The sequence below is a fragment of the Starkeya nomas genome (assembly GCF_902703545.1).
GTDB lineage: Bacteria > Pseudomonadota > Alphaproteobacteria > Rhizobiales > Xanthobacteraceae > Ancylobacter > Ancylobacter moscoviensis.
In genome coordinates this window covers 1,830,904-1,856,611 of sequence record NZ_CACSAS010000001.1, presented here as the reverse complement: position 1 = coordinate 1,856,611, position 25,708 = coordinate 1,830,904, and the positions used below count along the sequence as shown (strand labels likewise).

Sequence of the window (25,708 nt, the reverse complement as noted above, 5' to 3'; positions counted from 1 at the left end):
CAACGTATCCTCGCGCCTCTTTGCCGGCGCTGGCATGCCTCCAACGCATGACGGCGGGTGGCGTTCCAATACCGCATCGAAAAATTTGCGCGGGCGCGTTGGCGGCGTCTCTCAGGCGGGGGCCGCAGCGCCGTCCCGACGGTCGAGGACGCTCTGGTCGGGGGTGTGGAGCCGGATACCGTCTCCGCCGTCGACCTTGACCGCGTAAAGCGCCTGATCCGCACCGTCGATAAGCGTGGCGCGGATATCGGCGATGGTCGCGGTACGTGCGGGTGCGCTGAGGTTCGCCACGCCGATGCTCACGGTGAGGCGTCCGGAGGCGCTGGCCTCATGCGCGATGGCGAGCGCGGCGATGGCATCCCGGACATCGCCGGCGACTCTCAGGGCGCCGGAGGCGTCGGTCGTCGGCAGCACCACGAGGAATTCCTCGCCGCCATAGCGTGCCACGATGTCGCCCGGGCGCTTCAGCACGCCGGCCATGGCGTGGCTGACGGCGCGTAGGGCGCCGTCGCCGGCCGGATGGCCGTAGCCGTCATTGTATTTCTTGAAGTGATCGATATCGATCATCAGCACCGAAAGCGCGGCCCGCTCCCGTCGGCAGCGGCCGATCTCGCGTGCGAGCATCTCCTCCAGCGCGTGCCGGTTCCACAGGCCGCTGAGCGCATCGGTGCGCGCCGCTTCGGTGAGCTGGCGGTTCGCTTCGCTGAGCTGCCGGTTGGCGAGTTCCAGCCGGCTTTCCAGCGCTTTCTGTTCTGTGATGTCGGTGAGGGCGATGCACAGGGCTTCGACGCGCGGCGCGCCCTTGTCGCGCATGGGCCGAACCGCGACCACGTAGAAGCGCCCGAAGAATGCCAGTTCGTGATTGGGAACGGACTCGCCCGCATCGAAGGTCGCGAAATCGCGGACCACATGCGCGTGGACGATGTCCCCGCACAGCTCGGCGATATGCTTGCCCATCATGGTCGCGAGCGGGGCGTGGATCAGCTCGGCATATGCGCGGTTCGCCGCGATGTAGCGCCCGTCGCGGCCGACGAGGCAGGTCGCCACCGGGAAGTTGAAATACAGTTCGCGGAGGTCTTCCGCGGGAATATGCGACAACATGCGAACGGGCCGGGCGTAGGGGCGGGGGACGGCGTTCGGCACCATGCCCGGCAACGGCCCGGCGTGATTTGACCTATGACAATACGTAGCTACCCGAATGGTGCAATGGCGTGACAAGTGATCCGGCCGAACTTCGGCAGGATAGTGCAGGCCTTGCCCTGGCCCCTTCCGGCCTTGCCGCTCGGGGAAGCGCGGTTTACATAGCGCGCAACCCTTTCACCCGGCACCCAAGGCCCGATCGTCGGCGTAGCCGCGACGCGCGCCCCCCACGCGCAAGCGCAGGAACTGGACATGGCTTCCTATCAGTACGTCTACCACATGCACGGCATGACCAAGGCCTATCCGGGCGGCAAGAAGGTGCTGGAGAACATCCATCTCTCCTTCTACCCGGACGCCAAGATCGGCATTCTCGGCCCCAACGGCTCGGGCAAGTCGACGCTGCTCAAGATCATGGCCGGCCTCGACAAGGATTTCACCGGCGAGGCCTGGGTCGCGGAAGGCGCGCGCGTCGGCTACCTGCCGCAGGAGCCGCAGCTCGACCCCACTTTGTCGGTGCGCGAGAACGTGATGCTCGGCGTCGCCAAGCAGAAGGCGATCCTCGACCGCTACAACGAACTCGCCATGAACTATTCCGACGAGACCGCGGACGAGATGACCGCGCTCCAGGACGAGATCGAAGGCCAGGGCCTGTGGGACCTCGACAGCAAGATCGACCAGGCGATGGACGCACTGGGCTGCCCGGAGGAGGGCTCGGACGTCTCGAAGCTCTCGGGCGGCGAGCGTCGTCGCGTCGCGCTGTGCCAGCTGCTGCTCTCGCAGCCCGAGCTTCTGCTGCTCGACGAGCCGACCAACCATCTCGACGCCGAGACCACCAACTGGCTGGAAGGGCACCTGCGCAACTATCCGGGCGCGATCCTCATCGTCACCCATGACCGCTACTTCCTCGACAACGTGACCGGCTGGATCCTCGAGCTCGACCGCGGCCGCGGCATCCCCTACGAGGGCAACTACTCCTCCTGGCTGACGCAGAAGACCAAGCGCATGCAGCAGGAGAACCGCGAGGACGAGGCGCGCCAGCGCGCGCTCGCCTCCGAGCAGGAATGGATCGCGGCGTCCCCGAAGGCGCGCCAGGCCAAGAACAAGGCCCGCATCCAGCGCTACGACGAGCTCGTCAAGAAGGCCTCCGAGAAGGCGCCCACCACCGCGCAGATCGTCATCCCCGTGGCCGAGCGCCTCGGCAACAACGTCATCGCCTTCGAGGGCCTGTCCAAGGGCTATGGCGACAATCTGCTGATCGACAATCTGTCGTTCAAGCTGCCGCCGGGCGGCATCGTCGGCGTCATCGGGCCGAACGGCGCCGGCAAGACTACGCTGTTCCGCATGATCGCCGGGCAGGAAAAGCCCGACGCCGGCACCATCACCATCGGCGAGAGCGTCAAGCTCGGCTATGTCGACCAGAACCGCGACGCGCTGGATGACAGGAAGACCGTCTGGGAGGAAATCTCCGGCGGCAACGAGGTGCTCTATCTCGGCAAGCGCGAGATCAATTCGCGCGCCTATTGCGGCGCCTTCAATTTCAAGGGCGGCGACCAGCAGAAGAAGGTCGGCATGCTCTCGGGCGGTGAGCGCAACCGCGTGCATCTCGCCCGTATCCTCCAGCAGGGCGCCAACGTGCTGCTTCTCGACGAGCCGACCAACGACCTCGACGTCGAGACGCTGCGCGCGCTGGAAGAGGCGCTGGAGGACTATGCCGGCTGCGCGGTCATCATCTCGCATGACCGCTTCTTCCTCGACCGCATCGCCACCCACATCCTCGCCTATGAGGACGACAGCCACGTGGAGTGGTTCGAGGGCAACTTCCACGACTACGAGGAAGACAAGAAGCGCCGCCTCGGCGTCGACGCCATCATCCCGCACCGGATGAAGCACAAGAAGCTCACCCGCTGACGGGAACGGCCCCGGGGAACGGTCCCGGGAACGACCCCTGCGATCCGGGAAGCCGGCCGGAGTGATCCGCGCCGGCTTTTCGCTTTGGCGGCGCTTCTTCGTTGCGCACTTGGCGCGGGAGCGCGGATGCGGCATGGTCGCGCCCGCTCGATCCGGGGACGACCATGCGCAGCGCTGCCGAGGACTGGAATCCCAAGCTCTATCTGAAGTTCGAGGACGAGCGCACGCGCCCGCCGCGCGATCTGCTCGCGCAGGTGCCGCTCGCCCGTCCCCGGCGCGTCGTCGATATCGGCTGCGGGCCGGGCAACTCCACCGAGCTTCTCGTCGAGCGCTGGCCGCAGGCCGAGGTGACCGGCATCGATTCCTCGCCGAACATGGTGGCTCAGGCCACGGCGCGCCTCCCGGCCGCCCGCTTCGAGCAGGCCGATATCTCGAACTGGGCGCCGGCCGAAGGCACCGACGTGCTGTTTGGCAATGCCGTGTTCCAGTGGGTGCCCGACCATCTCGCTGTCCTGGAGCGTCTCCTGCGCGCCCTGCCGGAAGGTGGCGTGCTGGCGGTCCAGATGCCGGACAATGTGAACGAGCCCTCGCATCGCCTGATGGGCGAGACCGCCGCCAGCGGCCCGTGGGCGGCGAAGATCGGCGCGGCGCAGCGCGACGTGCTGCCGACGCCGGCCGAATATTACGAGCGGCTGAAGCCGTTCGCGCGGCGGCTCGACATCTGGCACACGCTCTACAACCACCCGCTCGACGGCGCGGCGGCGATCGCGGAATGGTTCAAGTCGACGGGGCTGCGCACCTTCCTCTCGCCGCTTTCCGAGGAGGAGCGCGCCGGTTTCCTCGCCGACTACATCGCCCGGGTAGCTAAAGCCTATCCCGAGCGGTTCGACGGCAAGGTCCTGCTGCGCTTCCCGCGCCTGTTCATCGTCGCGGTACGGTAGCGGCGCCTCAGGCGCCCCAGAAGGCCTTCATCTCTTCGATATCCGCCAGCCCGCGCTCATTGCCGTTCTTCAGGCAGGGGCCGATCCATTTCGGGTCCATGAGGCTGTCGACGCGGGTGGTGCCGGGCATAAGCCCCACCACCTTCAGTATCACCTCGGTGCCCTGCGCCTTCAGGTCGCTCACTTCCTGCTGCAGCGTGTTCGGCAGGCTGGAAGTGCGCAGGCCGATCTTGGACGCGTCGGCGCCGCCATCGGTCAGCGAGATGATGAGCGCCTTCTTCACGCCTGCCACCACATCGGAGTGGGTGCTCGTCTGGCAGATACCACCATCCATGCACAGGCGGTTCTTCAGCCAGGTCGGGCCCATCGAGCCCGGCAGCGACGAACTCGCCGCGCAGGCATGGTTCACCTCGATGCCATCGTCGGCGGAAACCACGATGCGCTCGCCGGTGTAGCAGTCGTTCGCCGTGGTGTGCAGCTTGGGGGAGGGCCATTTCTCCACGCCGATCACCCGCTTCACCGCGTTGAAATAGTCGCTTGGTCCATCGGTGTTGCGGGCCGCCATCGCGCCGCGCCCGATCGCCTGGATGGTCGCCGGGTCGGCCGCCACGGCGGTGTCGGCAATGTGACGGGCGCGTATCTGGCTGGCATTCGGCGCCATGGTCGGCACGATCAGGGTGAAGATCTTCGGAAACTCGGTGAAGATGTCGAGCTCCACGCCGAAGCGCCAGAGATGGCCGCTGGTGAGCATGGCGCCGATCAGCGAGCCGGCGGAGGTGCCGACGATGACGTCGGCGGTGGCGAGATCGACGCCCTTGGATTTCAGCGCCTGCATGTAGCCCGCCATCCATGAGGCGAGATAGATGCCGCCGCCGCCGAGCACGAGGCCGCGCTCCTTTCCCGCGCCCGGCGCGGGCTGATAGGGAACGGGGTGGGCGAGGCCGTCATCCCATGGGGCCGCCCCGCCATCCGCCGTGCCCGGCGGCGTTGCCGGCTGCTGGGCCTGCACACGGATGACGGAGGCGGCGAGGAGGGCGGTGGAGCCGGCGGCGATGAGGTCGCGACGTCGAAGCATGGCGGCACTCTGGGCAGGAGGGGCGGGGCAAGAGGGGCGGGGCCGATAGCTGCATCCTCCGTAGCCGGCGGAAAAACACAAGTGGCGTGGGGCATGGGCGCGGCGGTTCTCATTGTCCGCCCTTTCCGCTATGTCAGGATCATGCGACGCATGCTGACGGGCCTACTTTTCCTTGCCATGAGCGCGACCACGAGCGCGCCCGCCCGCGCCGACGCCGGCTTCGACCGCTGGCTCGCCGCGCAATGGCCGGCGGCGCAGGCCATGGGCATTTCCCGCGCCACCTTCGAACGGGAGACGCGCGGGCTGGAGCCGGACTATTCGCTTCCCGACCTCGCCATTCCCGGCAAGCCGAGGAAGCCGGACGGGCAGGCCGAGTTCGTGCAGACGCCGGCCGCCTATGTCTCCGACAAGGCCATCGGCAACTACGCGGCGCGCGGGCGCAAGCTTGCCGGCCAGTATGCGGCGGAGCTCAAGGTGATCGAGCAGCAGTTCGGGGTGCCGGGCTCGGTGCTGCTCGCCATCTGGGCGCGCGAGACCGCCTTCGGCGGCGCGAAGCTCAACCATGACGCGCTCCGCGTGCTGGCGACGCAGGCCTATGTCGGCCGCCGCAAGGACGATTTCCAGCCCGAGTTCCTCGCCGCGCTGAAGATCCTCGACGAGGGGCATGTCACCCGCGCGCAGATGAAGAGTTCGTGGGCCGGGGCGATGGGGCTCACCCAGTTCCTGCCGACCGGCTATCTGACCTATGGCGTCGACCTCGACGGCGACGGCACCGCCAATATCTGGACCTCGGTGCCCGAGGCGCTGGCCGCCACGGCGAGCCTGCTGCGGGAGAAGGGCTGGCAGCCGGGCAAGCGCTGGGCCTATGAGATCGCCGTGCCCGCCGGCTTCGACTGCACGCAGGCCGAGCCCGACGTGACGCTGACCATCGGCGACTGGCTCAAGCGTGGCGTGAAGATCGCGGATGGGCGGCGCGTGCCGCCCTCGGCGATGAAGGACAAGGCGTCGATCATCATGCCCGCCGGGCCCTTCGGTCCCGCCTTCCTCACGCCGGCCAATTACTTCGTGCTGAAGGCCTACAACTTCGCGGACCTCTACGTGCTCTATGTCGGCCATCTCGCCGACCGCATCGAGGACGACAAGCCCTTCGCGCAGGGCTGGAAGGACATCGCGCTGGTGAAGACGCGCGACCTCGAGTTCATGCAGAAGGTGCTGACGCGAGAGGGCTATTACGCCGAGAAGATCGACGGCAAGGCCGGCATGAAGACGAGGGCCGCGCTCGGCGCCTACCAGAAGGCCAACGGCCTGCCGCTGGACTGCTGGCCGGACGCGCAGGTGCTGGAGCACATGCGTCGCGGCGGGTGACGCCTGCGGTCCTTGGACGAGCCCGGGCCACGCCTCACCGCGGCATGCGGCTGATCACCCGGATATCGCTGGCGCCGCTGTCCGCGGCGCTGGCGAGGGTGGCCGTGCCGTTGAGGTCGGCGGCGGTGAGCCAGAACACCTCGCCCTCGCTCTCCTCCGTGTCGAGCCAGAGGAAGGGCAGGTTGGGATATTCCGCTTCCAGTATCTCCCGGCCGGTGCCGATCTCGCAGATCAGCCCGCCCTGCGCGCTGAGGTGCCGGGGCGCCTCGGCGAGGATGCGGCGCACAATGTCGAGGCCGTCCGGGCCACCGGCAAAGGCGAGGCTCGGTTCGTGCCGGTATTCCTCCGGCAGGTCCGCCATCGCCTCCGCGTCGACATAGGGCGGGTTGGTGATGATGAGGTCGTAGATCTCGCCGGCCACCGGCGCGAAGAGGTCGCCCTGCAGAAGCCGCACGCGCTCGCCCATCTCGTGCTCGGCGACGTTCTCGGCGGCGAGCGCCAGCGCATCCGGTGAGAGGTCGACCGCATCCACGCAGGCATTGGGGAAGATCATGGCGGCGAGGATGGCGAGGCATCCCGAGCCGGTGCACAGGTCGAGCACCCGGCCGACGTTCTCCGGCTCCGGCACCAGCGCGAAACCCTCGCCGCCGAACAGTTCCCCCGCCAGCAGCTCGCCGATGAAGGAGCGCGGCACGATCGCCCGGCTGTCGGAACGGAACGGCACGCCCCGAATATAGGTGCGCCCGAGCAGATAGGCCGCGGGCTGGCGCGTGGTGCAGCGCCGGTCGATCAGCGCGGCGAGATGGGTGCGCTCCTCGAGGGTCAGCCGGGCGTCGAGCCACGGCGCGAGGTCGTCGACCGGAAGATGCAGTGATTCCAGTACGATGAAGGCGGCCTCGTCGAGCGCCGTCGTGGTGCCGTGGCCAAAGGTGAGTTCGGCCGCGTTGAAGCGGCTTACCGCATAGCGCACGAAGTCGCGCACCGTGCCCAGTTCGTCCGCAGCCGCCATGTCGTCCTCCCTGTCTCGGTGCAAGCGACAGCACGACGCGCCATCGAAAGCAAGCCGGCGGGTGTTCCCCGCTTGTCATCGGCGCGTCGTGGATCGATAGGATGGGGACAGTCAGCGAATGGGAAATGACGCATGGCCGAAGCGGCGAACGACGAAATCACCCTGGTCATCGACCGCTCGGTGGCGGTCGTGCTGTTCGAGTTCCTCTCCCGCACGGTGGACGATGCCGACGGCGAGGCGCTGGTCGACTTCATCGAGGACGAGGCGGAGATCCCCGCCCTCTGGGCGCTGCTCGCCGGGCTGGAGAGCGTGCTCACCGAGCCGATGGCCGAGGATTACGAACGCCGCGTGCTCGCCGCACGCGAGGCGGTGATGAAGCGTTTCGGCGGCGCCTTCTCCGGCAAGGGCGGCGACTGACCCTTCCGGGAAAGGGGCAGAGCCGAAAATCCGGCAACTCGGCATCGAGCGGCAGCGCGTGCGCGAGGCGACGAGCGCGAAGTGGGGATTGGAATTGGTAGCCTGATGGCCGGCCGCGAGGCGGCCGGCCCATTTCCGTCATGCCATTTGAAGACAGGAGGTTGTTTCGCTGCCTTCTCCCGGCGTCGTCGTTACTTCGGAAGCATGGCTGCGGCCTGATTCACCGCGGCGCCGATCTGCTTGCACATCGCTTCCTCGGCGGTGCTCTGGGCCTTCGCCACATCGGCGAGGTTCACTTCCTGCCCCATGGACGACACCGTGCCGTTCTTGCCCTTCTGATAGGCCGCCTCGACCTTCGAAGCGTCCGTCGCGGGAGGAAGCATGCCCATCAGCCGCGTCTGGATGTCGACGGTCGCCGCGTCGACATATCCCTTGCCCTTGCAGTACTCCAGAATGCCCAGCTGGTTCTTGGCCATGGCGACGGCGTCGTCGGCCGAAGGAGGCGTCTGCGCGGAAACGATGGTGGTGCCGAGGGCGACAGTGGCGAGCGTGGTCGCCAGATACTTGTAAAACAACGCTTTCTCCCATGCGCATGAAACCGATCATGCGTACAAGTACTTATATGCCGTTGCCCCGCTTCTGCAATCTGAAGCTGCCATATGCCGGCTAACTTTTTCCATCGCGCGATCCGGGGGCTCGGCGAGGGGCGGTGCCAATCCAGAAGGTGGACGGTCGGCGCCGGAGGTTGTCGCAGCGCCGCGATCGAGCCGATGAAGTCCTATCCCGGACGCGGCTGCTTGCGGACTACGGCGTTGCCGTCGGGGCGAGCGGCGTTCCCGCTGTGGCGGCGGCCGCCGCCGGCGTCGTTTTCGACCGGCTCTTCGGCGATGGGGCGATGTCCGCCGAACGCTGCTGCGCCTCGATATTGGCGATGACGGCGCGGCTGAGCTCGCGGGCGAAGCAGTTGTAGCCCCAGTCGTTCATGTGGAAGCTGTCCTTCCAGAGGAAGGAATCGAAGGCCATGCCGGCCTTCTCGTGCCAGTCGCGCATGAGCGCGAAGCGGTGATAGACGCCCACGCCTTCCTCGGCGGCGATGGTGTCGATCAGCCGGATCATCGGACCGATATCGGCGTCGGCGAGCACGCGCGGGGCGTATTGCGGATCGACCAGCACGAGGTCGGCGTCGAGCGCGCGCACGCGGGCAATCGCCTCGCGCAGCAGCTTCTCGGCGGTGGCGAGGCCGTCGGTGCGGAACAGCGCGTTCACGCCGGACTGCCAGATCACCAGCGTCGGCCTGGCGGCGGCGACGTCCTTGTCGAACCGCGCCAGCATTTCCGGCGCGTCCTGGCCGTTGATGCCGCGATTGACCACCTTGATGTCGGTATCGGGAAAGCGCTCGCGCAGCATGGCCTGCAGCCGGCTGGGATAGGCGGCGTCCCGCGAGGTCGCGCCCGCGCCGGCGGTGGAGGAGGAGCCGATGGCGACGATGGTGACGGGCTCGCCGGCCCGCAGCCGCGCCGCCGTGCGCGCCAGCGGCACGCTCAGCTTGTCCTGCGCCTTCGGGGAGGGGCAGGTGGCCGGGATCAGGCTCTTCGCCGGCGGCAGCAGGTTCTGCGCGGAGGCAGGCAGCGCCGCCAACCCCAGGGCCGCGGCAAGGAGGAGAGGCAGGTGTCGCGTGGGGAGGCGCATGTCAGCGGGAACCGAGGGTGCGCATCTCGACGCCGTCGACGATCATGCCGACCAGAAGCCGGCCGATGCAGCGATGGACGTCCTCGAAGAGCGAGGGAGAGGGGCGGGCGCTGTCGAAATCGAAGATGCCCTCGTTCTCCCAGAACCGCATGACGCTGTAGCGGTCGAAGAAGGGTACCCCGCTGGAGCGCGCCGCCCAGCGCAGGGCGATGTTGTAGGGGGCGACGTCGAAGGCGAAGGCCGTGCGGGGGCTGTATTGCGGGCTCACCACGATCACGTCGGCGCCCGCCTGATGCGCGTAGCCGATGCCGGTGTTCACCGCGTCCGAGAAGGCGGAGGTGTCGGCGCCGAGGATGGTGTCGTAGGTGCCGGTCTGCCAGATCATCAGCGCCGGCTTGGTCTGCGCCAGCGCCGCGGGCAGGTCGGCGAGGATCGATTCGGCGGTGGCGCGCGGCTGGTTGTGCGTGGTCACGACGACGCCGCCATCCGGGTAGCGCGCGCGCAGCGTTTCCTCGATGTAGCTCGGGAAGCTGCGCGGCGTGGCGTCCTTCTCGGCGCCGGGCTTGGCGATCTTCTTCACGTTGGTGGCGCTGTTCACCACCAGGATGGTGGTGGGGGTCTTCTTCTCCAGCGAGCGTGCGAGGCGCGGCAGCGGGAAGCCGGCGCGAGTCAGCGCGGAAGGCGCGGCGCACACCTTCGCCGTCTCGGCATGGGCGGCGATGCCGCCCCCCGAGGCGAGGGCCGTCCCGAGAATGATACCTGCAATCCAGCGTTTCACGATCAACCGGACCGATCCGCCATCTTCCGCACCGCAATATCGCGCTCAACGCGAGCATACCACGACAATAGGTAAGAGAGACCTACCATTAAGGAGATGCCTGCCACGCTTAGCACAAGTTGCATGGTCAGCGAGCTGTCGACCTCGTTGAGAACGAAGTGGGCGGCGAAGGAAAGGAACACGCCGAAGCAGAAAACCTCGAGCGAATGCTGGCCGGTGCGGATCATCGGCCGCAGCAGGTGCCAGCGCAGCATCGGCGAAGCGACGGGGATCAGCCGCACCACGACGACGGCCAGCGCCAGGAAGTGCAGCAGCCGCAGCGGCGAGAGATCCGTCTTGCTGATCGGGTAGATGATCTCGCCGATCGTCTCGGGCACCAGCCCTTCGAGCGGGGGCCACCACCAGCTGATCACCACGACGAGCGAGACCAGCAGGTAGATCACCGCCAGCACGAGTATGACCGGGGACTGCACCAGCCCGCCCAGCCGGTCGCTGCCGCCGAGGCCGCACCAGCCGCCGAACACGAACAGGAACTGCCAGGCGAAGGGGTTGAAGAACCACATGCGGTCTTCGGGATAGGCCGGCAGGTTGAAGCCCCAGTGATTGGCCGCGAGCCACAGCAGCAGCGAGGCCGCCAGCGTCGCGTCCGGCCGCCATTTCAGCGCACACAGGAGCGGCGGGAAGGTGGCGAGCAGCACGATGTAGAGCGGCAGCACGTCCATGTTGGCCGGGCGGAACTTCAGCAGCAGCGCCTCGACCAGCGCCACGTCCGGCTCGGCGAGGAACTGCAGTGCGCCCATCTCCTCCGCATAGAGCGGGTTGGAGAAGCTGCCGACGACGTAGGAGATCTCGGCGAGATAGATGACGAACAGGAAGATGAAGGCCACGTAGAGCTGCCACGCCCGCCGCAGGATGCGTGCGGAGGTGACGATCGTGCCGCTGGTGTCGATCTGCCGCCCATAGACCATGGCGGCGGTGTAGCCGGAGATGAAGACGAAGATCTCGGTGGCGTCGGAAAAGCCGAAGTTCCGGTTGGTGATCCAGTTCACCACATTGTTCGGGATGTGGTTCAGGAAGATGAACCACAGCGCCAGCCCGCGGAACAGGTCGAGCCGCAGGTCCCGGCCGGAGGCGGCGGGGGGCGGCTGCCTGTCGGGCGCGGCCTGCGCTTCCGGGGAGGTCTGCGGCTCGGGCGGGACCGGCCTTCCGGTCGGCCCCGCGGAATGGACCGCCTCGACGGCGGCAGGCGAACTCACCGCGCCCGGCTCACTTCTTCAGGCCGAAGCCGAGGAAGAGCACCGCGACCCCGTTGAAGATCAGGTCGATGCCGAGCAGCAGCCCGAGCACCCACAGGCCGCTGACCGGCCAGCCGGCGATGATCTCGATGCCGAGCAGGACGGCGATGACGGCCGAAAAGGCGATCCAGCCCCAGCCCTCGGCCGGGCGCAGCTTGAAGGCGGCGATGAGGCGGAACACGCCGCCGACGATCAGCGAGACGCCGAGCAGCAGGGTCAGCATCTCGGCGGCGACCATCGGCACCACGATGGCGACGATGCCGGCGGCGAGGAAGAGCAGGCCGTCGAGCAGCCAGAAGGCGAAGGCGCCCCAGGTTTTCACCTGGAAGGAGTGGATGATCTGGGCGCCACCGGAGATGGCCATCATCACGCCGATATAGAGCACCGAGACCACGGTGCTCAGCACCAGATTGCCCAGCGCGATGGCGCCGGCAATGATCATCAGCAGGCCGAGGGCGACGAACCAGCCCCATTTGGCGCGCAGCTCGGAGAGTTGTCCGGCAACGAGGCCGCCGGGGGTCGGCGTCGGGGAATCCGAAGAAAGAGACATGGTTCGATCCTCACCTTGCTCGCTACGCCGGCTGCACGGTAACGACTTCCAGCCCCCGCAGTCCCAGCGACTCGTCCTGTGACGAGCGGCACATCGTATAAGGATGCGCCGTTCTCCTGTAGTCAGGGAATATCGCGATTCAGGTTGGCCGGGGCCATTTTATGACAGTTCCTTCCAATTCGCCGGGCGCCGATCTGTTCGGGGAGCCGGTTCCGCTTCCTCCGCAGCGTTTCGAGGCGCGGCTTGCCGGCACCTTGATCGCCGACGGCGCGGGGTTCGAAACCCGCGCGGTGCCCTCTCTTTCCGTCACGCTCGAGGGCGTGCCGGGTGATCGTCATGCGGGCCACGCCCGGCCGGCGGATTCGCGTGTGCCGTGGTATCCGCGCGGCACGCCCATCCGCAATGCGCGCCAGCTGTCCATCGTCGCGCCGGACGAACTCGCCGAGATCGCCCGCCGTCTCGGCGTGCCGGAAGTACGTCCCGAATGGATCGGCGCCAATCTGGTGATCGAGGGCGTATCGCGACTGACGCGGCTGCCGCCGGGCACGCGCCTGCATTTTGCGGGTGGCGCGGCGCTGGCGGTGGAGGGCGAGAATGCACCCTGCCGCCATGCGGGCCGGGCGGTCGGCGACCATTTCCCCTCTCAGGAGGAACTGGACCTCGCCTTCGTGCGGGCGGCGAAGGGGCTGCGCGGCCTCGTCGCCTGGGTCGAGCGGGCCGGCGATCTGCTCGCCGGCACCGGGATCGATGTGCGCGTGCCCGAGCAGCGGCTCTGGACGTGCTAGGCCGGGCCGCTCAGCGGACGGCGACGCCGGTATCGGCGACCGGCATGGCGGCGGTGGCGTTCGGCACCGAGCCAGTGGTCGCCGGCGCGGCCGAGGCGGCGGTCGGCGTATTGCCGGGCAGCACCACGACCTTCGTGCCGACCTTCACCTTGTCGTAGAGACCCTCGACGTCTTCGTTCAGCATGCGGATGCAGCCCGAGGACATGAACTGGCCGATGGTCGAAGGCTGGTTGGTGCCGTGGATGCGGTAGATCGTGCCGCCGAGGTAGAGCGCGCGCGCGCCCATCGGGTTGCCGGGGCCGCCGGCCATGAAGCGCGGCAGGTAGGGCTGACGCTCGATCATCTCCGACGGCGGACGCCAGTCCGGCCATTCCGCCTTGCGGCTGATCTTCTCCGAGCCCGCCCAGGTGAAGCCCTCGCGGCCCACGCCGATGCCGTAGCGCTCGGCCTTGCCGCCGGGCAGCACGTAATAGAGGTAGGTGTTCGGCGTATCGATGATGAGGGTGCCGGGAGCTTCCTTCGTCACGTAGTCGACGACCTGGTGCTTCAGGTGCTCGGGAAGTTCCTTGCGCGGGCCGGTTTCCGGCTGGTCTTCCGGCGGCAGCATGGCGACGCTGGAACCGTTGGCACCGTAGTTGTTGCCGAGGTTCTGCGGCGGCGCGGAAGCGGCGGGCTGGCCTTGCGCCGGCTGGCCGTGGGTCTGCGCGGCGGCGCTGTCGCCATAGGGCGAGGCCATGCCCGCGGGCGGCTGGCCGGAATAGGCACCCGGCGGATAGCCGGCCGGCTGCTGGTTCGGGTCGCTATAGGGCGCGTTGGCGATCGGCGCCACGCCCGGGGGAATGTTGCCGTTCGCGGCCGTACCGGGCACGCTCGCCGGCTGCTGCTGGGCGTAGGGATCGCGCACGCCGGGAGGCGTCGAGCCATAGGTGTTCGCCTGCGGCGCGGCCTGGGTCTGGGACGAGCCGTACGGGTCGTAGGCGGCGGGGACCTCGACGTCCTCGACCGCGCGGCTGCCCGTGGAGGCCTCATAGGCGGACTGATCCGGCGCCGCCGCATTCTGTCCTTCGGAGGGATAGTACTGCGCGCTGGCGGTGCCGATGGAGGCGAGGACCGAGAAGGCGACAGCGGGAGCGAAACCGAGGCGAACGACCATCATCAAGCCTTAAGGGAATCTGCCGGGACCGAAATGTCCCTCAATGTGTCGTCACGGAATGACGCAGGATCAAGGCAGGTTCAAGACCAGACTGGGACGGGAACGGGCTCCGTGAGCCCTGACATGCGTGCGGTGCATGGCCGATGCATTCATGTCACACATGCTTTAACGGAAACCTGCGCCCGCTGTCAGGTTTCGGCCGATCCGCGCTCGCGGTGCCAGCCGACGACGGCGTCGGGGAAGCAGTCGGTGGAGGCGAAGTAGGGCTTGATGTCGATCAGCGGCGTGCCGTCGAGGCAGTCGAGCCCGATGACCGAGAGTTTTCCTTCCGATATGCCCAGCAGCCTCACCGCGCTCAGCGCGATCGGGTTCGGCCGGGCCGGGCTGCGCAGGGCGAAGGTGCCGCGCCCCTGGCCGTACTGCCTCGGCACCTGCACCACGAGGTCGCGCGGCGCCTTGTCCATGAAATAGAGCAGCCAGAGATGCGTGGTGCCTTCGAGGCCCATGAGTGCGGGCTGGAAGGCGGGCGCGACCTCGACCGTGCACACCGCTTCCGACTCGCGGGCGTTCTTCGGGCACTCGGCGCGGCTCTTCCAGGGCGTGCGGATGCGTCCGATGAAATGGAGGCCGGCGTCCGGCACGGCCGGCAGTTCCACCGCAACCTCGCCCGGCCGGATGCCGAAGCCGGTCGTTCCGTCCACGCTGTCGCGGTCATGCGTCGTCATGGGCGGCCTTTCCGGTCCGTCATCGTCGCCGTCGGGGCGCATCCGTCCGGACCCTCTTGCATCATCGTGAGATAAGACATAAAGATATCTTTATATCTTTTTTCGGGAGGTCACGTGTCCGGTTCCCCGCTGGGATTCGCGCTTTTGCTCGACGGCCTCAAGGCGGCCGGCGAAGACACGCGCCTGCGTCTTCTGGCGCTGATCGGCGAGGGCGAGCTGACCGTTTCCGAGCTTACCGAGATTCTGGGCCAGTCGCAGCCGCGAATCTCGCGCCACCTCAAGCTGCTGGCCGAGGCCGGGCTGGTGGAGCGCTTCCGCGAGGCGAGCTGGGTGTTCTATCGACGTGCGGTCGACACGCCCGGCGCGGCGCTGACCGACGCGCTGCTGGAGCTGATGGCGCCGGACGACGATATCCTCCTGCGCGACCGCGAGCGGCTGGACGCGGTGCGCGCCGCCCGCGCGGCGCAGGCGCAGGACTATTTCCGCGCTCACGCCCATGAATGGGACGCCATTCGCCGCCTGCACGCGCCGGAGGCGCAGGTCGAGGCGGCGATAAAGGCCGCGCTTTCCGGCCAGCGCATCGGCAGCCTGCTCGATCTCGGCACCGGCACGGGCCGCATTCTCGAACTCTTCGCCGACGAGATGGAGCGGGGCGTCGGCATCGACCTCTCCGCCGACATGCTCGCCGTCGCCCGCGCCAATCTGGAGCGGGCCGGCGTGCGCAACGCGACCGTCCGGCAGGGCGACATCTACAATCTCGCCCTGCCGCGCGACGCTTTCGACGTGGTGATCATCCATCAGGTGCTGCACTTCCTCGAAGACGCCCCGCGCGCGATCAAGGAGGCGGCCCGGGTGCTGCGGCCGGGCGGGCGCTTGCTCGTCGTCGACTTCGACCCGCACGATCTCGAATTCCTGCGCGAGCAGCACGCCCATCGCCGCCTCGGCTTCGCGCCGGAGATCATGGAGAGCTGGCTCACCCAGGCCGGTCTTTCCCTCCAGTCCCACCGCCTGCTCGCCCCCCAGGGCGACGGCAAGCTCACCGTTTCGCTCTGGCTCGCCCGCGACCCGCGCGTCGTGATGGCAGAAGCCCAACAGACCCAGGAGGTCGCCTGATGTCGTCGGATGTCGAGCGCCGCAGCCGCCGTGCCGGCGGGCGGCCCATTTCGGTGTCGTTCGAGTTCTTTCCGCCGAAGACGCCGGAAATGGAGGCGACGCTCTGGAACTCCATCACCCGGCTCGCGCCGCTGGCGCCGAAATTCGTCTCGGTGACCTACGGGGCGGGCGGCTCGACGCGCGAGCGCACCCACACCACGGTCGAGCGCATCGTCAAGGAGACCCGGCTCGCGCCGGCGGCGCATCTCACCTGCGTCTCCGCCACGAAGGCGGAGGTGGACGAGGTGGTGCGCGGCTATTGGGATGCCGGCGTGCGCCATATCGTGGCGCTGCGCGGCGATCCGCCGGGTGGGGTCGGGCAGGCTTATGAGCCGCACCCGGAGGGCTATCGGACGACGGCCGATCTCGTCGACGGCATCCGCCGCATCGCCAATTTCGAGGTGTCGGTCTCGGCCTATCCCGAGAAGCACCCGGAGAGCCCGTCCTTCGACACCGATCTCGACATCCTCGCCGCCAAGGTCGAGGCGGGGGCGACGCGCGCCATCACCCAGTGCTTCTTCGACAACGACCTCTATTTCGCCTATCTCGACAAGGTACGGGCGCGCGGCATCGACGTGCCGGTGGTGCCCGGCATTCTGCCGGTGTCGAACTTCAAGCAGGCGAGGAACTTCGCGGAGAAGACGGGGACCTACGTTCCCTCGTGGCTGACCTCGCGCTTCGAGGGGCTCGACAACGACCCCGAGACCCGCAAGCTGATCGCCGCGGCGGTGGCCGCCGAGCAGGTCTTCGACCTCGTTGATCGCGGCGTCACCGAGTTCCATTTCTATACGCTCAACCGCGCCGACCTCGTCTACGCCGTGTGCCACCTGCTGGGCATCCGCCCGCCGCAGGAGAGTGCTGGGCAGAGCAACGGTCAGGCGGCGGCGTGAGGAGAGCGGCGTCTTAACCTCTCCCCGTCGGGAAGAGGTCGGCCCGCGGGGCCGGGTGAGGGGTTTTGAACGACCGGATTCAGAGAGCCAGACGTCTGCGACGTGATCAGACCGAGGTCGAAAAGCTCCTCTGGTCGCGTCTTCGCAACCGGCAGCTCGATGGTTGGAAGTTCCGGCGGCAGGTGCCGGTCGATCGCTTCACGGTCGACTTCCCTGCTCCGGCGCCAAGCTGGTGATCGAACCCGACGGCGGCCAGCATGCCGCCGAGACCGACGCCGAACGGACCCGGGTGATCGAAGCCAGTGGCTATTTCGTCATCCGGTTCTGGAATAACGAAGTGAACGACAATATCGAGGGCGTTCTGTCGCGGATCCTGGAAGTCCTGTCCGCGGAGGCCCCTCACCCCCACCCTCTCCCCGCCGGGGAGAGGGAGTAGGAGCCGCTTCATGTCTGAGACGCATGCCGACACCCTTGCCGCCCTTCGCACGGCCGCTTCCGAGCGCATCCTCGTGCTCGACGGCGCCATGGGCACGATGATCCAGCAGCTCAAGCTGGACGAGGCCGGCTATCGCGGCGAGCGGTTCAAGGCGTGGAGCCGCGACCTCAAGGGCAATAACGACCTGCTGAACCTGACGAAGCCCGACGCGGTGCGCGACATCCATCTCGCCTACTTCACCGCGGGCGCGGACATCGTCGAGACCAACACCTTCTCCGGCACCACCATCGCCATGGCCGATTACGGCATGGAGAGCCTTGTCTACGAGCTCAATTTCGAGGGCGCGCGGCTCGCCAAGGAAGCCGCGAAGCTAGCTGAGGCGCAGGACGGCCGCCGCCGCTTCGTCGCCGGCGCCATCGGCCCGACCAACCGCACTGCCTCGATCTCGCCGGATGTCAACGATCCCGGCTTCCGCGCGACGAGCTTCGACGAGCTTGCCGTCGCCTATGGCGAGCAGGCCGGCGCGCTGATCGATGGCGGCTCGGACATCCTGCTGATCGAGACCATCTTCGACACGCTGAACGCCAAGGCGGCGATCTTCGCCATCGAGCGGCTGTTCGAGGAGCGCGGCATCCGGCTGCCGGTGATGATCTCCGGCACCATCACCGATCTGTCCGGGCGCACGCTCTCGGGCCAGACGCCCGAGGCGTTCTGGAACTCGGTGCGGCACGCCCAGCCTTTCTCCATCGGGCTGAACTGCGCGCTCGGCGCCAAGGAGATGCGCGCCCATATCGACGCGCTGTCGCGCATCTCGGACACCTTCGTCTGCGCCTACCCCAATGCCGGCCTGCCCAACGAATTCGGCCTCTATGACGAGAGCCCGGCGGCGATGGCCAGGCTGGTCGGCGAGTTCGCTGCTTCGGGGCTGGTGAACGTCGTCGGCGGCTGCTGCGGCACGACGCCGGACCATATCCGCGCCATTGCCGAGGCGGTGGCGCCGCATGCGCCGCGCGACATCCCCGAGATCGAGCCGCTCCTGCGCCTGTCGGGCCTCGAGCCCTTCGAGCTGACGCCGCAGATCCCGTTCGTGAACGTCGGCGAGCGCACCAACGTCACCGGCTCGGCGCGCTTCCGCAAGCTCATCACCAATGGCGACTACACCGCCGCGCTGGCCGTCGCCCGCGATCAGGTGGAGAACGGCGCACAGGTCATCGACGTCAACATGGACGAGGGCCTGCTCGATTCCGAGAAGGCGATGGTGACCTTCCTCAACCTGCTCGCCGCCGAGCCGGACATCGCCCGCGTGCCGGTCATGGTCGACAGTTCCAAGTGGAGCGTCATCGAGGCCGGGCTGAAGTGCATTCAGGGCAAGGGCATCGTCAACTCGATCTCCATGAAGGAGGGCGAGGAGGCGTTCAGGCACCATGCCCGCCTCGTGCGCGCCTATGGCGCCGCGGTCGTCGTCATGGCCTTCGACGAGAAGGGCCAGGCCGACACCTATGAGCGCAAGGTGGAGATCTGCTCGCGGGCCTACCGCATCCTCGTCGACGAGGTCGGCTTTCCCCCCGAGGACATCATTTTCGATCCGAACATCTTCGCGGTGGCGACCGGCATCGAGGAGCATGCGGGCTATGGCGTCGCCTTCATCGAGGCGACGCGGGCGATCCGCCAGCAACTGCCGCACGCCCACATCTCCGGCGGCGTGTCGAACCTCTCCTTCTCGTTCCGCGGCAACGAGCCGGTGCGCGAGGCGATGCACGCCGTGTTCCTCTATCACGCGATCCACGCGGGCATGGACATGGGCATCGTCAATGCCGGCCAGCTCGCGCCCTACAGCGAGATCGAGCCAGAGCTGCGCGAGGCCTGCGAGGACGTGGTGCTCAACCGCCGCGAGGACTCGACCGAGCGCCTGCTGGCGCTGGCCGAGCGCTTCAAGGGTGGCGGCCGCGAGAAGAAGGAAGCCGATCTCACCTGGCGCACTTGGACGGTCGAGAAGCGGCTGGAGCATGCGCTGATCAACGGCATCACCGACTATGTCGAGGCCGACACCGAGGAGGCGCGCCAGTCCGTTGCCCGCCCGCTGCACGTCATCGAAGGCCCGCTGATGGCCGGCATGAACGTGGTCGGCGATCTGTTCGGCGCCGGCAAGATGTTCCTGCCGCAGGTGGTGAAGTCCGCCCGCGTGATGAAGCAGGCGGTGGCCTATCTCATGCCCTTCATGGAGATCGAGAAGCAGGAGCTCGGCCTGACCGACGCCGCCAGCGCCGGTAAGATCCTGATGGCGACGGTGAAGGGCGACGTGCACGACATCGGCAAGAACATCGTCGGCGTCGTGCTCCAGTGCAACAATTACGAGGTGATCGACCTCGGCGTGATGGTGCCGACCGCCAAGATCCTGGAGACGGCACGCGCCGAGAAGGTAGACGTGATCGGCCTCTCCGGCCTCATCACGCCGTCGCTGGACGAGATGGTGCACGTCGCCTCCGAGATGGAGCGCGAGGGCTTCGAGGTGCCGCTGCTGATCGGCGGCGCCACGACCTCGCGCGTCCACACGGCGGTGAAGATCGCCCCGCAATATGTGCGCGGGCAGGCGGTCTATGTCACCGATGCCAGCCGCGCGGTGGGCGTGGTGTCGAGCCTGCTCAACGACAACACCCGGCCGGACTACGTGGCCAACATCCGCGCCGAATACGCCAAGCTGGCGGACGCCCATGCCAAGAGCGACCGCAACAAGGTGCGGGTGAAGCTGGAGGAGGCGCGCGCCAACCGGCTGGCGCTGGACTTCGGCGCTTACCGGGCGCCGGTGCCCACCTTCCTCGGCACGCGCGTGTTCGAGGAATACGACCTCGGCGAACTGGTGCCCTATATCGACTGGACGCCGTTCTTCCAGTCCTGGGAGCTTGCCGGGCAGTTCCCGCGCATCCTCGACGACGAGAAGATCGGTCCCGCCGCCCGCGCGCTCTATGACGATGCGCGCAAGATGCTGGAGCGGATCGTCGCCGAGAAGTGGCTCACCGCCCGCGCCGTGATCGGCTTCTGGCCGGCCAACACGGTGGGCGACGACATCGTGCTCTACACCGACGAGACCCGCGCCGACGAACGCGCGACGCTGCACACGCTGCGCCAGCAGATGGCCAAGCGGGAGGGGCGCCACAATCTGGCGCTCGCCGATTTCGTCGCCCCGGCGAGTACCGCCGTGGCCGATTACGTCGGCGGCTTCTGCGTGACCACCGGCTTCGGCGAGCAGGAGCGCTCGGACGCCTTCAAGGCGGCGCATGACGACTATTCCGCGATTCTTCTCAAGGCCTTGGCGGACCGTCTTGCCGAGGCGTTCGCGGAACGCATGCATGAGCGCGTGCGCCGCGAATTCTGGGCTTATGCACCGGATGAAGTCCTTGATAATGAGAATCTGATTCAAGAAAACTATCGCGGCATCCGTCCCGCGCCGGGTTATCCGGCGCAGCCCGATCACACGGAAAAGGCGATTCTTTTCAAGCTTCTCGACGCGACTTCTAAGATCGGAGTCGAGTTGACGGAGAGCTTCGCCATGTGGCCGGGCGCCGCCGTCTCCGGCCTCTACTTCGCTCACCCCGACGCTTCCTATTTCGGTGTAGGGCGGATCGAGCGCGATCAGGTCGAGGACTATGCCGCGCGCAAGGGCATGAGCGTCGAGGAGGCCGAACGCTGGCTCGCCCCGGTGCTCAACTACGACCCGCTCAGCACCAAGTCGGTCGCGGCCGAGTAGCGGCGATGGGCGGGGTGGAAGGCCGTGCGAGGCGGGTCCTGAAATGGGGGCTCGCCGTCCTGCTGGTCTGGGCGGCGCTCGCCTATGTGCTGCTGCCGCGCCTGTGGACGCATCACGAGCGCCAGCCCGGCATCCGGCACATGCCGATGGTCACGCAGACCAGGCAGGGCATCCCGGGCGATCCCATCGATGTCGGCCTGGTCGGCACGCGGGAGGATGTCATCCGCGCCATGGTCGCCGCGGGCTGGATGCCGGCCGATCCGGTGACGCTGAAGTCCAGCATCGCCATCATCGGTTCGGTGCTGCTGAACCGTCCCGATCCGCAGGCGCCGGTGAGCCCGCTCTACTATGACGGGCGCGTCGAGGACCTCGCCTTCGAGAAGGAGCTTGGGCGCAGCGCCGACCGGCGCGACCATGTGCGCTTCTGGAAGGTGCTCGACAGGGGCGAGGAGGGCGCGCCGGTCTGGCTCGGCTCGGCGACCTACGACCGGGGCGTCGGCCTCAGCCATTACACCGGCGCCGTCACCCACCATATCGGCCCCGATGTCGATGCGGTGCGCGACCTGCTGATCGACGATCTCAAGGCGGCCGGGATGGTGCAGACGGTCTATCAGGTGACGGGCCTCGGCCCGACCCTGTTCGGCCGCAACGGCGGCGGCGATCCCTACTACACGGACGGCGAGATCTGGTTCGCCCGGCTGATGCCGGACGGGCGGAGGAACCCCGATCCGCCGGCCGTCCTCGCCCCGCCGGCGGCGGTCGGCTTCAAGGACGCGCTCTGGGGCCAGATCGCCGGTCTCGTCGGCCCGCAATGAAAAGGGCCGGCGCGCGAGCGGCCGGCCCTCCTCGTCCCGTCGCGGTGCCGCGTCAGCCGGCCGGCTGCCAGATGCTGACCGCGCCGGTGTCGACGGCCTTGGGCAGCAGCCCCTCCTTCAGGAAGGCGTCGGCGATCTTCTGCTGCTCGGCGAGGCCGTCCTTGGTGACGGCGCCGACCTTGTAGCTGCGCCGGCCGTTCGCCACCTCGACCGCCGCGGCGTTGATGTTCCACAGGCTGGCGAGCTGGGCGGCGGCTTCCTTCGGGTTCGCCTTCACCCAGTCGCCCTTGGCCTTGAGCTGGTCGAACAGCACGGCGACGACCTTGCCCCCGTTGCGGGTGAAATCCTCGGAGCCGAGATAGTAGCGCTTGTAGCTGGCCAGCCCGTTCGAGCCATCCGCGAGGATGCGGGCCTTGGATTGGGCCTGCGTGGTGGCGAGGAAGGGGTCCCAGGCCACCCAGGCGTCGACATTGCCGCCGACGAAGGCGGCGCGCCCGTCCGCCGGGGTCAGATAGGCGGGGTCGATGTCCTTGAAGGCGAGGCCCGCCTTGGCCAGCGCGGCCAGCAGCAGGTAGTGGCTGCCGGCGCCCTTGGTGACGGCAACCTTCCTGCCCTTCAGATCGGCGACGCTGGCGATCTTGGAGCCTTCCGGCACGAGAATGGCCTGGGCGGAGGGCGAGGGCGCTTCCTCGGCGAAGAACACCAGCTTGGCGCCGGCCGCCTGGGCGAAGACAGGCACCGTGTCGGCGACGTCGGCGCTGAGGTCGATCTTGCCGAGGTTCAGCGCCTCCAGCAGCGGCAGGCCGCTGGTGAATTCGTGCCAGGTCACCTTCACGCCGAGCGGCTCCAGCGCCTTCTCCAGCTCGCCATTCGCCTTCAGCAGGGCGACGAGGGTGGAGGAGCGCTGATAGCCGATGCGCACCGTGTCGGGCGCCGTGTCAGATACCTGGGCGGCCGCCCGCCGGAGATGGGTCAGAAGGCCGGCGCTCGCGGCGGCGCCGGCGGCGAGGCCGAGCAGCGCGCGGCGGGAGAGAGAACGCGGAAAGGGGTTCGTCATCAGTATCTCCACTTAATATACGTTTTTTATATACTGAATGCGAACGTCTCTCCACCTCCAAATTTCCGGGTCCCCTCTCTCAGTTCGCGGCGATGGCCCGTTCGAGGAACTGCGCGACTTCCAGTGCCTGCCGGTCGCGCCCGAAGCGCCCGACGACCTGCACGCCGATGGGCAGGCCGGTGGCGCCGGTCAGGCCGACGACGTTCACGCAGGGCGCGCCGCTCAGCGTCCACAGCCGGTTGAAGGCCGGCGATCCCGTGGAGCCGAGCCCTTCCGGGGCCTCGCCGGTGACGGAGAAGGTCAGCAGCGTGTCGTAATCGGCGAACAGGTCGGCCAGCGCATGACGCGACCGCCGGGCGACCCGCCGCGCGGCGTCGTACTGTTCCGGCGTGATGCGCGCGGCGCCTTCGAGATAGGTCGAGAGAGTCGGCGAAAGCTGGTCGCGGTGGCGGTCCCATTCGTCGGCGAAAGCGAGAGCGGCTTCGAAGCCCTGCACGACGGCCTGGGCGCCGTCACCGGCTTCGACCGCTTCTGGCAGGTCGATGGCCGTGACATGGGCGCCCGCCCGCGCGGCGGCATGGGCGGCGGACTCGAGCGCCGCGTGGGCGTCCTCGGCGGCGAGATGCGCGCGCGGGGTCTTCACCAGCGCGATGCGTGGTGCTGCGATCTCACCGTCGAGCGCGAAGTCGCGCCCCGTAAGGGCGCCCGCCGCGAAGGCGATATCGGCGACATGGGCGCCGAACAGGCCGATCGTGTCGAGCGACCAGGAGAAGGGCTTCAGCCCGAGCACCGGCAGCAGCTTGAACGAGGGCTTGTAGCCGGTGACGCCGCAATAGGAGGCGGGACGGATGATGGAGCCGCCGGTCTGGGTGCCGATGGTGATCGGCAGCATGCCGGCCGCCACCGCCGCCGCCGAGCCGGCCGAGGAGCCACCCGGCGAGTGGGTGGTCCGGCGCGGGTTGCGCGTCGCGCTGGGCTGCATGAAGGCGAATTCGGTCGTCACCGTCTTGCCGGCGACGAGGCCGCCCGCCCGCGCGGTCATGCGCACGATGGCGGCGTCCGTGGCCGGGCGGTAGCCGGCATAGAGCTTCGAGCCGCGTTCGGTCGGGAAATCCACCGTGTCGAGAATGTCCTTCACGCCCACCGGAAGGCCGGCCAGCACGGTTTTCGCGAGGGGGACGCCACCCGGACCGGTCTTGCGCGCGGCGGCCAGCAGCCCGTCGAGGTCGAGGCTGGCGAAGGCACGGACCTCGTCCTCGCGGGCGCGGATGGTCTCGGCGCAGCGTTCGGCGATATCGGCGGGGGACAGGTGTCCGGCGCGGACAGCCTGGGCGAGGGCGGCGGCGGAGAGCATCTCGGTCATGGCCCATGGCTGTGGCATGGGGCCGCGCGGGAGGCAAGCGGTACGCGGGGAGCGCGGTCGAAGCCCATCCGGCGTGCGGCAGCGACATTTGCCGCGCGATTCGGAACATCTGGCATGCCGCGTGCACTAGCTTGTCGGGTGCCGATATTCGCGAGGTGACGCCGATGCAGATCACCCTGACCTGTTCCGCCGAGCTGGCCCGCAAGCTGATGGCCTCGCCGCGGCCGAGCTATTGGGGGAACCTCCACGCCATACTGATCAAGGCGCATGATCCTTCCGAGGGCGTCTACCACTGGCCGCGCGTGGCCGAGACCGACGAGATGAAGGGTCTGGGCGGCGCGGCGGGAAGCGGAGAGACGGACAGCGAGCGGTAAGGTCCGCCGCTTCGGCTCGCCGTTCCCGGTTGGCCGGTCCCGTCGCCATGGCGACGGCGCACGGTCCTGCCTCCTGCGGTCCCGCCTTTGGGGCCCATCGAAAACGCTTATGGCCGGCAGCGCGTAATTTCGTTTGAGCGCTTGCCTTCGGGGCGCTAAGCGCGGATCGTTCTCAACGGGTTGGGGCGTATTCGCATGAACATCCTGTCGATCCAGTCCTGGGTGGCCTATGGGCACGTGGGCAATGCCTCGGCCATGTTTCCGATTCAGCGGCTCGGTCACGAGGTATGGGGCATCCACACCGTCCAGTTTTCCAACCACACGGGCTATGGCGCCTGGCGCGGCGAGGTCTTCGGCGCGGAGCTGATCCGCGAGCTGGTCGGCGGCATGGAAGACCGCAACGTGCTGCCGCGCTGCGACGGCGTGCTCTCCGGCTACATGGGCTCGGCGGAGATCGGCGATGCCATTCTCGATGCCGTCGGCCGGGTGAAGGCGGCCAACGCGGCCGCGCATTATTGCTGCGATCCGGTCATTGGCGATGTCGGCCGCGGCGTCTTCGTGCGGCCGGGCATACCCGAGTTCATGCGCGACCGCGCGGTGCCGGCCGCCGATCTCATCACGCCCAACCAGTTCGAGCTCGACTATCTCTCCGGGCGCTCCACGGCGACCCTCGCCGATGCGGTGGCGGCCTGCGACGCGGTGCATGCCAAGGGGCCGCGGGTGATCATGGTCACCAGCCTGCACACCGAGGATACGCCGCCCGACTCCATCGACCTGATGGCGTCCGGCCCTGACGGGCGCTTCCGGGTGCGCACGCCGAAGCTCGACATTTCCGTCAACGGCGCCGGCGATGCCATCGCGGCGCTGTTCTTCGTGCACTGGAAGGCCACGCATTCCACCGCCGAGGCATTGTCGAAGGCCGCGTCCTCGGCCTATGGCCTGCTGGCCCGGACGGCGGCGGCGGGATCGCGCGAGATCCTGACCGTCGCGGCCCAGGATGAATTCGTCACGCCGTCCCGCATCTTCACGCCGGAGAAGATCTGACC

Annotated in this window: 23 protein-coding genes and 1 pseudogene; 12 read left to right on the top strand and 12 right to left on the bottom strand. The window is 68.0% G+C overall.

The genetic code is table 11. From position 1 onward, the window contains the following. Positions 1–111: 111 nt before the first annotated feature. A complete protein-coding gene (locus tag STARVERO_RS08895) occupies positions 112–1,101 on the bottom strand; it encodes a GGDEF domain-containing protein (protein WP_159598593.1) in 990 nt (329 codons plus the stop codon). Positions 1,102–1,392: 291 nt separating this feature from the next. On the opposite strand from STARVERO_RS08895, the gene ettA reads away from it, so the two are divergent. Next, the gene (ettA, locus tag STARVERO_RS08890; RefSeq protein WP_159598592.1) at positions 1,393–3,048 is read left to right on the top strand and encodes an energy-dependent translational throttle protein EttA; all 1,656 of its coding nucleotides are present in this window, start codon (positions 1,393–1,395) and stop codon (positions 3,046–3,048) included. 164 nt (positions 3,049–3,212) lie between these two features. Next, positions 3,213–3,989 carry a trans-aconitate 2-methyltransferase gene (gene tam, locus STARVERO_RS08885; RefSeq protein WP_159598591.1) on the top strand — a complete coding sequence of 259 codons (777 nt, stop codon included), beginning with the start codon at positions 3,213–3,215 and terminating at the stop codon, positions 3,987–3,989. A gap of 7 nt (positions 3,990–3,996) precedes the next feature. On the opposite strand, the gene STARVERO_RS08880 is transcribed toward tam, so the two are convergent. Further along, entirely contained in the window at positions 3,997–5,064 is a 1,068-nt protein-coding gene (locus STARVERO_RS08880; RefSeq protein WP_159598590.1) for a patatin-like phospholipase family protein, read from the bottom strand. A 150-nt stretch (positions 5,065–5,214) separates the two neighbouring features. On the opposite strand from STARVERO_RS08880, the gene STARVERO_RS08875 reads away from it, so the two are divergent. Next, on the top strand, positions 5,215–6,429 hold the full coding sequence (locus tag STARVERO_RS08875; protein ID WP_422802135.1) for a lytic murein transglycosylase: 1,215 nt from the start codon (positions 5,215–5,217) through the stop codon (positions 6,427–6,429). A gap of 34 nt (positions 6,430–6,463) precedes the next feature. On the opposite strand, the gene prmB is transcribed toward STARVERO_RS08875, so the two are convergent. Further along, complete coding sequence (prmB, locus tag STARVERO_RS08870; protein WP_159598588.1) at positions 6,464–7,438, bottom strand: 50S ribosomal protein L3 N(5)-glutamine methyltransferase; 975 nt, start codon at positions 7,436–7,438, stop codon at positions 6,464–6,466. 132 nt (positions 7,439–7,570) lie between these two features. On the opposite strand from prmB, the gene STARVERO_RS08865 reads away from it, so the two are divergent. Continuing rightward, positions 7,571–7,855, top strand: coding sequence for a hypothetical protein (locus STARVERO_RS08865; protein WP_144342362.1), 285 nt, complete (start codon positions 7,571–7,573; stop codon positions 7,853–7,855). Between the two features lie 191 nt (positions 7,856–8,046). Here STARVERO_RS08865 and STARVERO_RS08860 read toward each other — a convergent pair whose 3' ends face one another. The 5 genes from STARVERO_RS08860 to STARVERO_RS08840 all read right to left on the bottom strand — a co-directional run bounded on the left by STARVERO_RS08860 (position 8,047) and on the right by STARVERO_RS08840 (position 12,167). Then, positions 8,047–8,430, bottom strand: coding sequence for a pore-forming ESAT-6 family protein (locus tag STARVERO_RS08860; protein ID WP_200837736.1), 384 nt, complete (start codon positions 8,428–8,430; stop codon positions 8,047–8,049). A 229-nt stretch (positions 8,431–8,659) separates the two neighbouring features. Continuing rightward, positions 8,660–9,544, bottom strand: coding sequence for an SGNH/GDSL hydrolase family protein (locus tag STARVERO_RS08855; protein WP_159598587.1), 885 nt, complete (start codon positions 9,542–9,544; stop codon positions 8,660–8,662). Between the two features lies 1 nt (position 9,545). Next, a complete protein-coding gene (locus STARVERO_RS08850; protein ID WP_244616681.1) occupies positions 9,546–10,322 on the bottom strand; it encodes an SGNH/GDSL hydrolase family protein in 777 nt (258 codons plus the stop codon). A gap of 2 nt (positions 10,323–10,324) precedes the next feature. Further along, the gene (locus STARVERO_RS08845) at positions 10,325–11,578 is read right to left on the bottom strand and encodes an OpgC family protein (RefSeq protein WP_200837734.1); all 1,254 of its coding nucleotides are present in this window, start codon (positions 11,576–11,578) and stop codon (positions 10,325–10,327) included. A 10-nt stretch (positions 11,579–11,588) separates the two neighbouring features. Continuing rightward, on the bottom strand, positions 11,589–12,167 hold the full coding sequence (locus STARVERO_RS08840) for an HdeD family acid-resistance protein (protein WP_159598586.1): 579 nt from the start codon (positions 12,165–12,167) through the stop codon (positions 11,589–11,591). 161 nt (positions 12,168–12,328) lie between these two features. Here STARVERO_RS08840 and STARVERO_RS08835 point away from each other — a divergent pair, with 161 nt between their 5' ends. Then, a complete protein-coding gene (locus STARVERO_RS08835) occupies positions 12,329–12,952 on the top strand; it encodes an MOSC domain-containing protein (protein ID WP_159598585.1) in 624 nt (207 codons plus the stop codon). Between the two features lie 10 nt (positions 12,953–12,962). On the opposite strand, the gene STARVERO_RS08830 is transcribed toward STARVERO_RS08835, so the two are convergent. Together STARVERO_RS08830 and tsaA are read right to left on the bottom strand one after the other, a co-directional pair. Then, positions 12,963–14,108: a L,D-transpeptidase gene (locus STARVERO_RS08830; RefSeq protein WP_159598584.1), complete on the bottom strand. Its 1,146-nt coding sequence runs from the start codon at positions 14,106–14,108 to the stop codon at positions 12,963–12,965. Positions 14,109–14,293: 185 nt separating this feature from the next. Then, positions 14,294–14,830: a tRNA (N6-threonylcarbamoyladenosine(37)-N6)-methyltransferase TrmO gene (tsaA, locus tag STARVERO_RS08825; RefSeq protein ID WP_159598583.1), complete on the bottom strand. Its 537-nt coding sequence runs from the start codon at positions 14,828–14,830 to the stop codon at positions 14,294–14,296. Between the two features lie 114 nt (positions 14,831–14,944). Between tsaA and STARVERO_RS08820 the strand changes: the two genes are divergently transcribed. From STARVERO_RS08820 to STARVERO_RS08800, 5 genes and pseudogenes are all read left to right on the top strand, one after another. Then, positions 14,945–15,943, top strand: coding sequence for an ArsR/SmtB family transcription factor (locus STARVERO_RS08820; protein ID WP_159598582.1), 999 nt, complete (start codon positions 14,945–14,947; stop codon positions 15,941–15,943). Next, the gene (metF, locus tag STARVERO_RS08815; RefSeq protein ID WP_159598581.1) at positions 15,943–16,872 is read left to right on the top strand and encodes a methylenetetrahydrofolate reductase [NAD(P)H]; all 930 of its coding nucleotides are present in this window, start codon (positions 15,943–15,945) and stop codon (positions 16,870–16,872) included. The genes STARVERO_RS08820 and metF overlap by 1 nt, the downstream gene beginning before the upstream one ends. 65 nt (positions 16,873–16,937) lie before the next feature. Continuing rightward, positions 16,938–17,308, top strand: a pseudogene (locus tag STARVERO_RS08810) (endonuclease domain-containing protein). Positions 17,309–17,318: 10 nt separating this feature from the next. Next, entirely contained in the window at positions 17,319–21,053 is a 3,735-nt protein-coding gene (metH, locus tag STARVERO_RS08805; RefSeq protein WP_159598580.1) for a methionine synthase, read from the top strand. Positions 21,054–21,058: 5 nt separating this feature from the next. Continuing rightward, a complete protein-coding gene (locus STARVERO_RS08800) occupies positions 21,059–21,868 on the top strand; it encodes an LssY C-terminal domain-containing protein (RefSeq protein WP_159598579.1) in 810 nt (269 codons plus the stop codon). Between the two features lie 52 nt (positions 21,869–21,920). On the opposite strand, the gene STARVERO_RS08795 is transcribed toward STARVERO_RS08800, so the two are convergent. Next, positions 21,921–22,925, bottom strand: a complete 1,005-nt coding sequence (locus STARVERO_RS08795; protein ID WP_159598578.1) for an aliphatic sulfonate ABC transporter substrate-binding protein — start codon at positions 22,923–22,925, stop codon at positions 21,921–21,923. Between the two features lie 79 nt (positions 22,926–23,004). Further along, entirely contained in the window at positions 23,005–24,288 is a 1,284-nt protein-coding gene (locus STARVERO_RS08790; protein ID WP_159598577.1) for an amidase, read from the bottom strand. A 164-nt stretch (positions 24,289–24,452) separates the two neighbouring features. Between STARVERO_RS08790 and STARVERO_RS08785 the strand changes: the two genes are divergently transcribed. Then, positions 24,453–24,662, top strand: a complete 210-nt coding sequence (locus STARVERO_RS08785) for a hypothetical protein (protein WP_159598576.1) — start codon at positions 24,453–24,455, stop codon at positions 24,660–24,662. Between the two features lie 195 nt (positions 24,663–24,857). Then, positions 24,858–25,706, top strand: a complete 849-nt coding sequence (pdxY, locus tag STARVERO_RS08780; protein WP_144342373.1) for a pyridoxal kinase PdxY — start codon at positions 24,858–24,860, stop codon at positions 25,704–25,706. Positions 25,707–25,708: the final 2 nt, after the last annotated feature.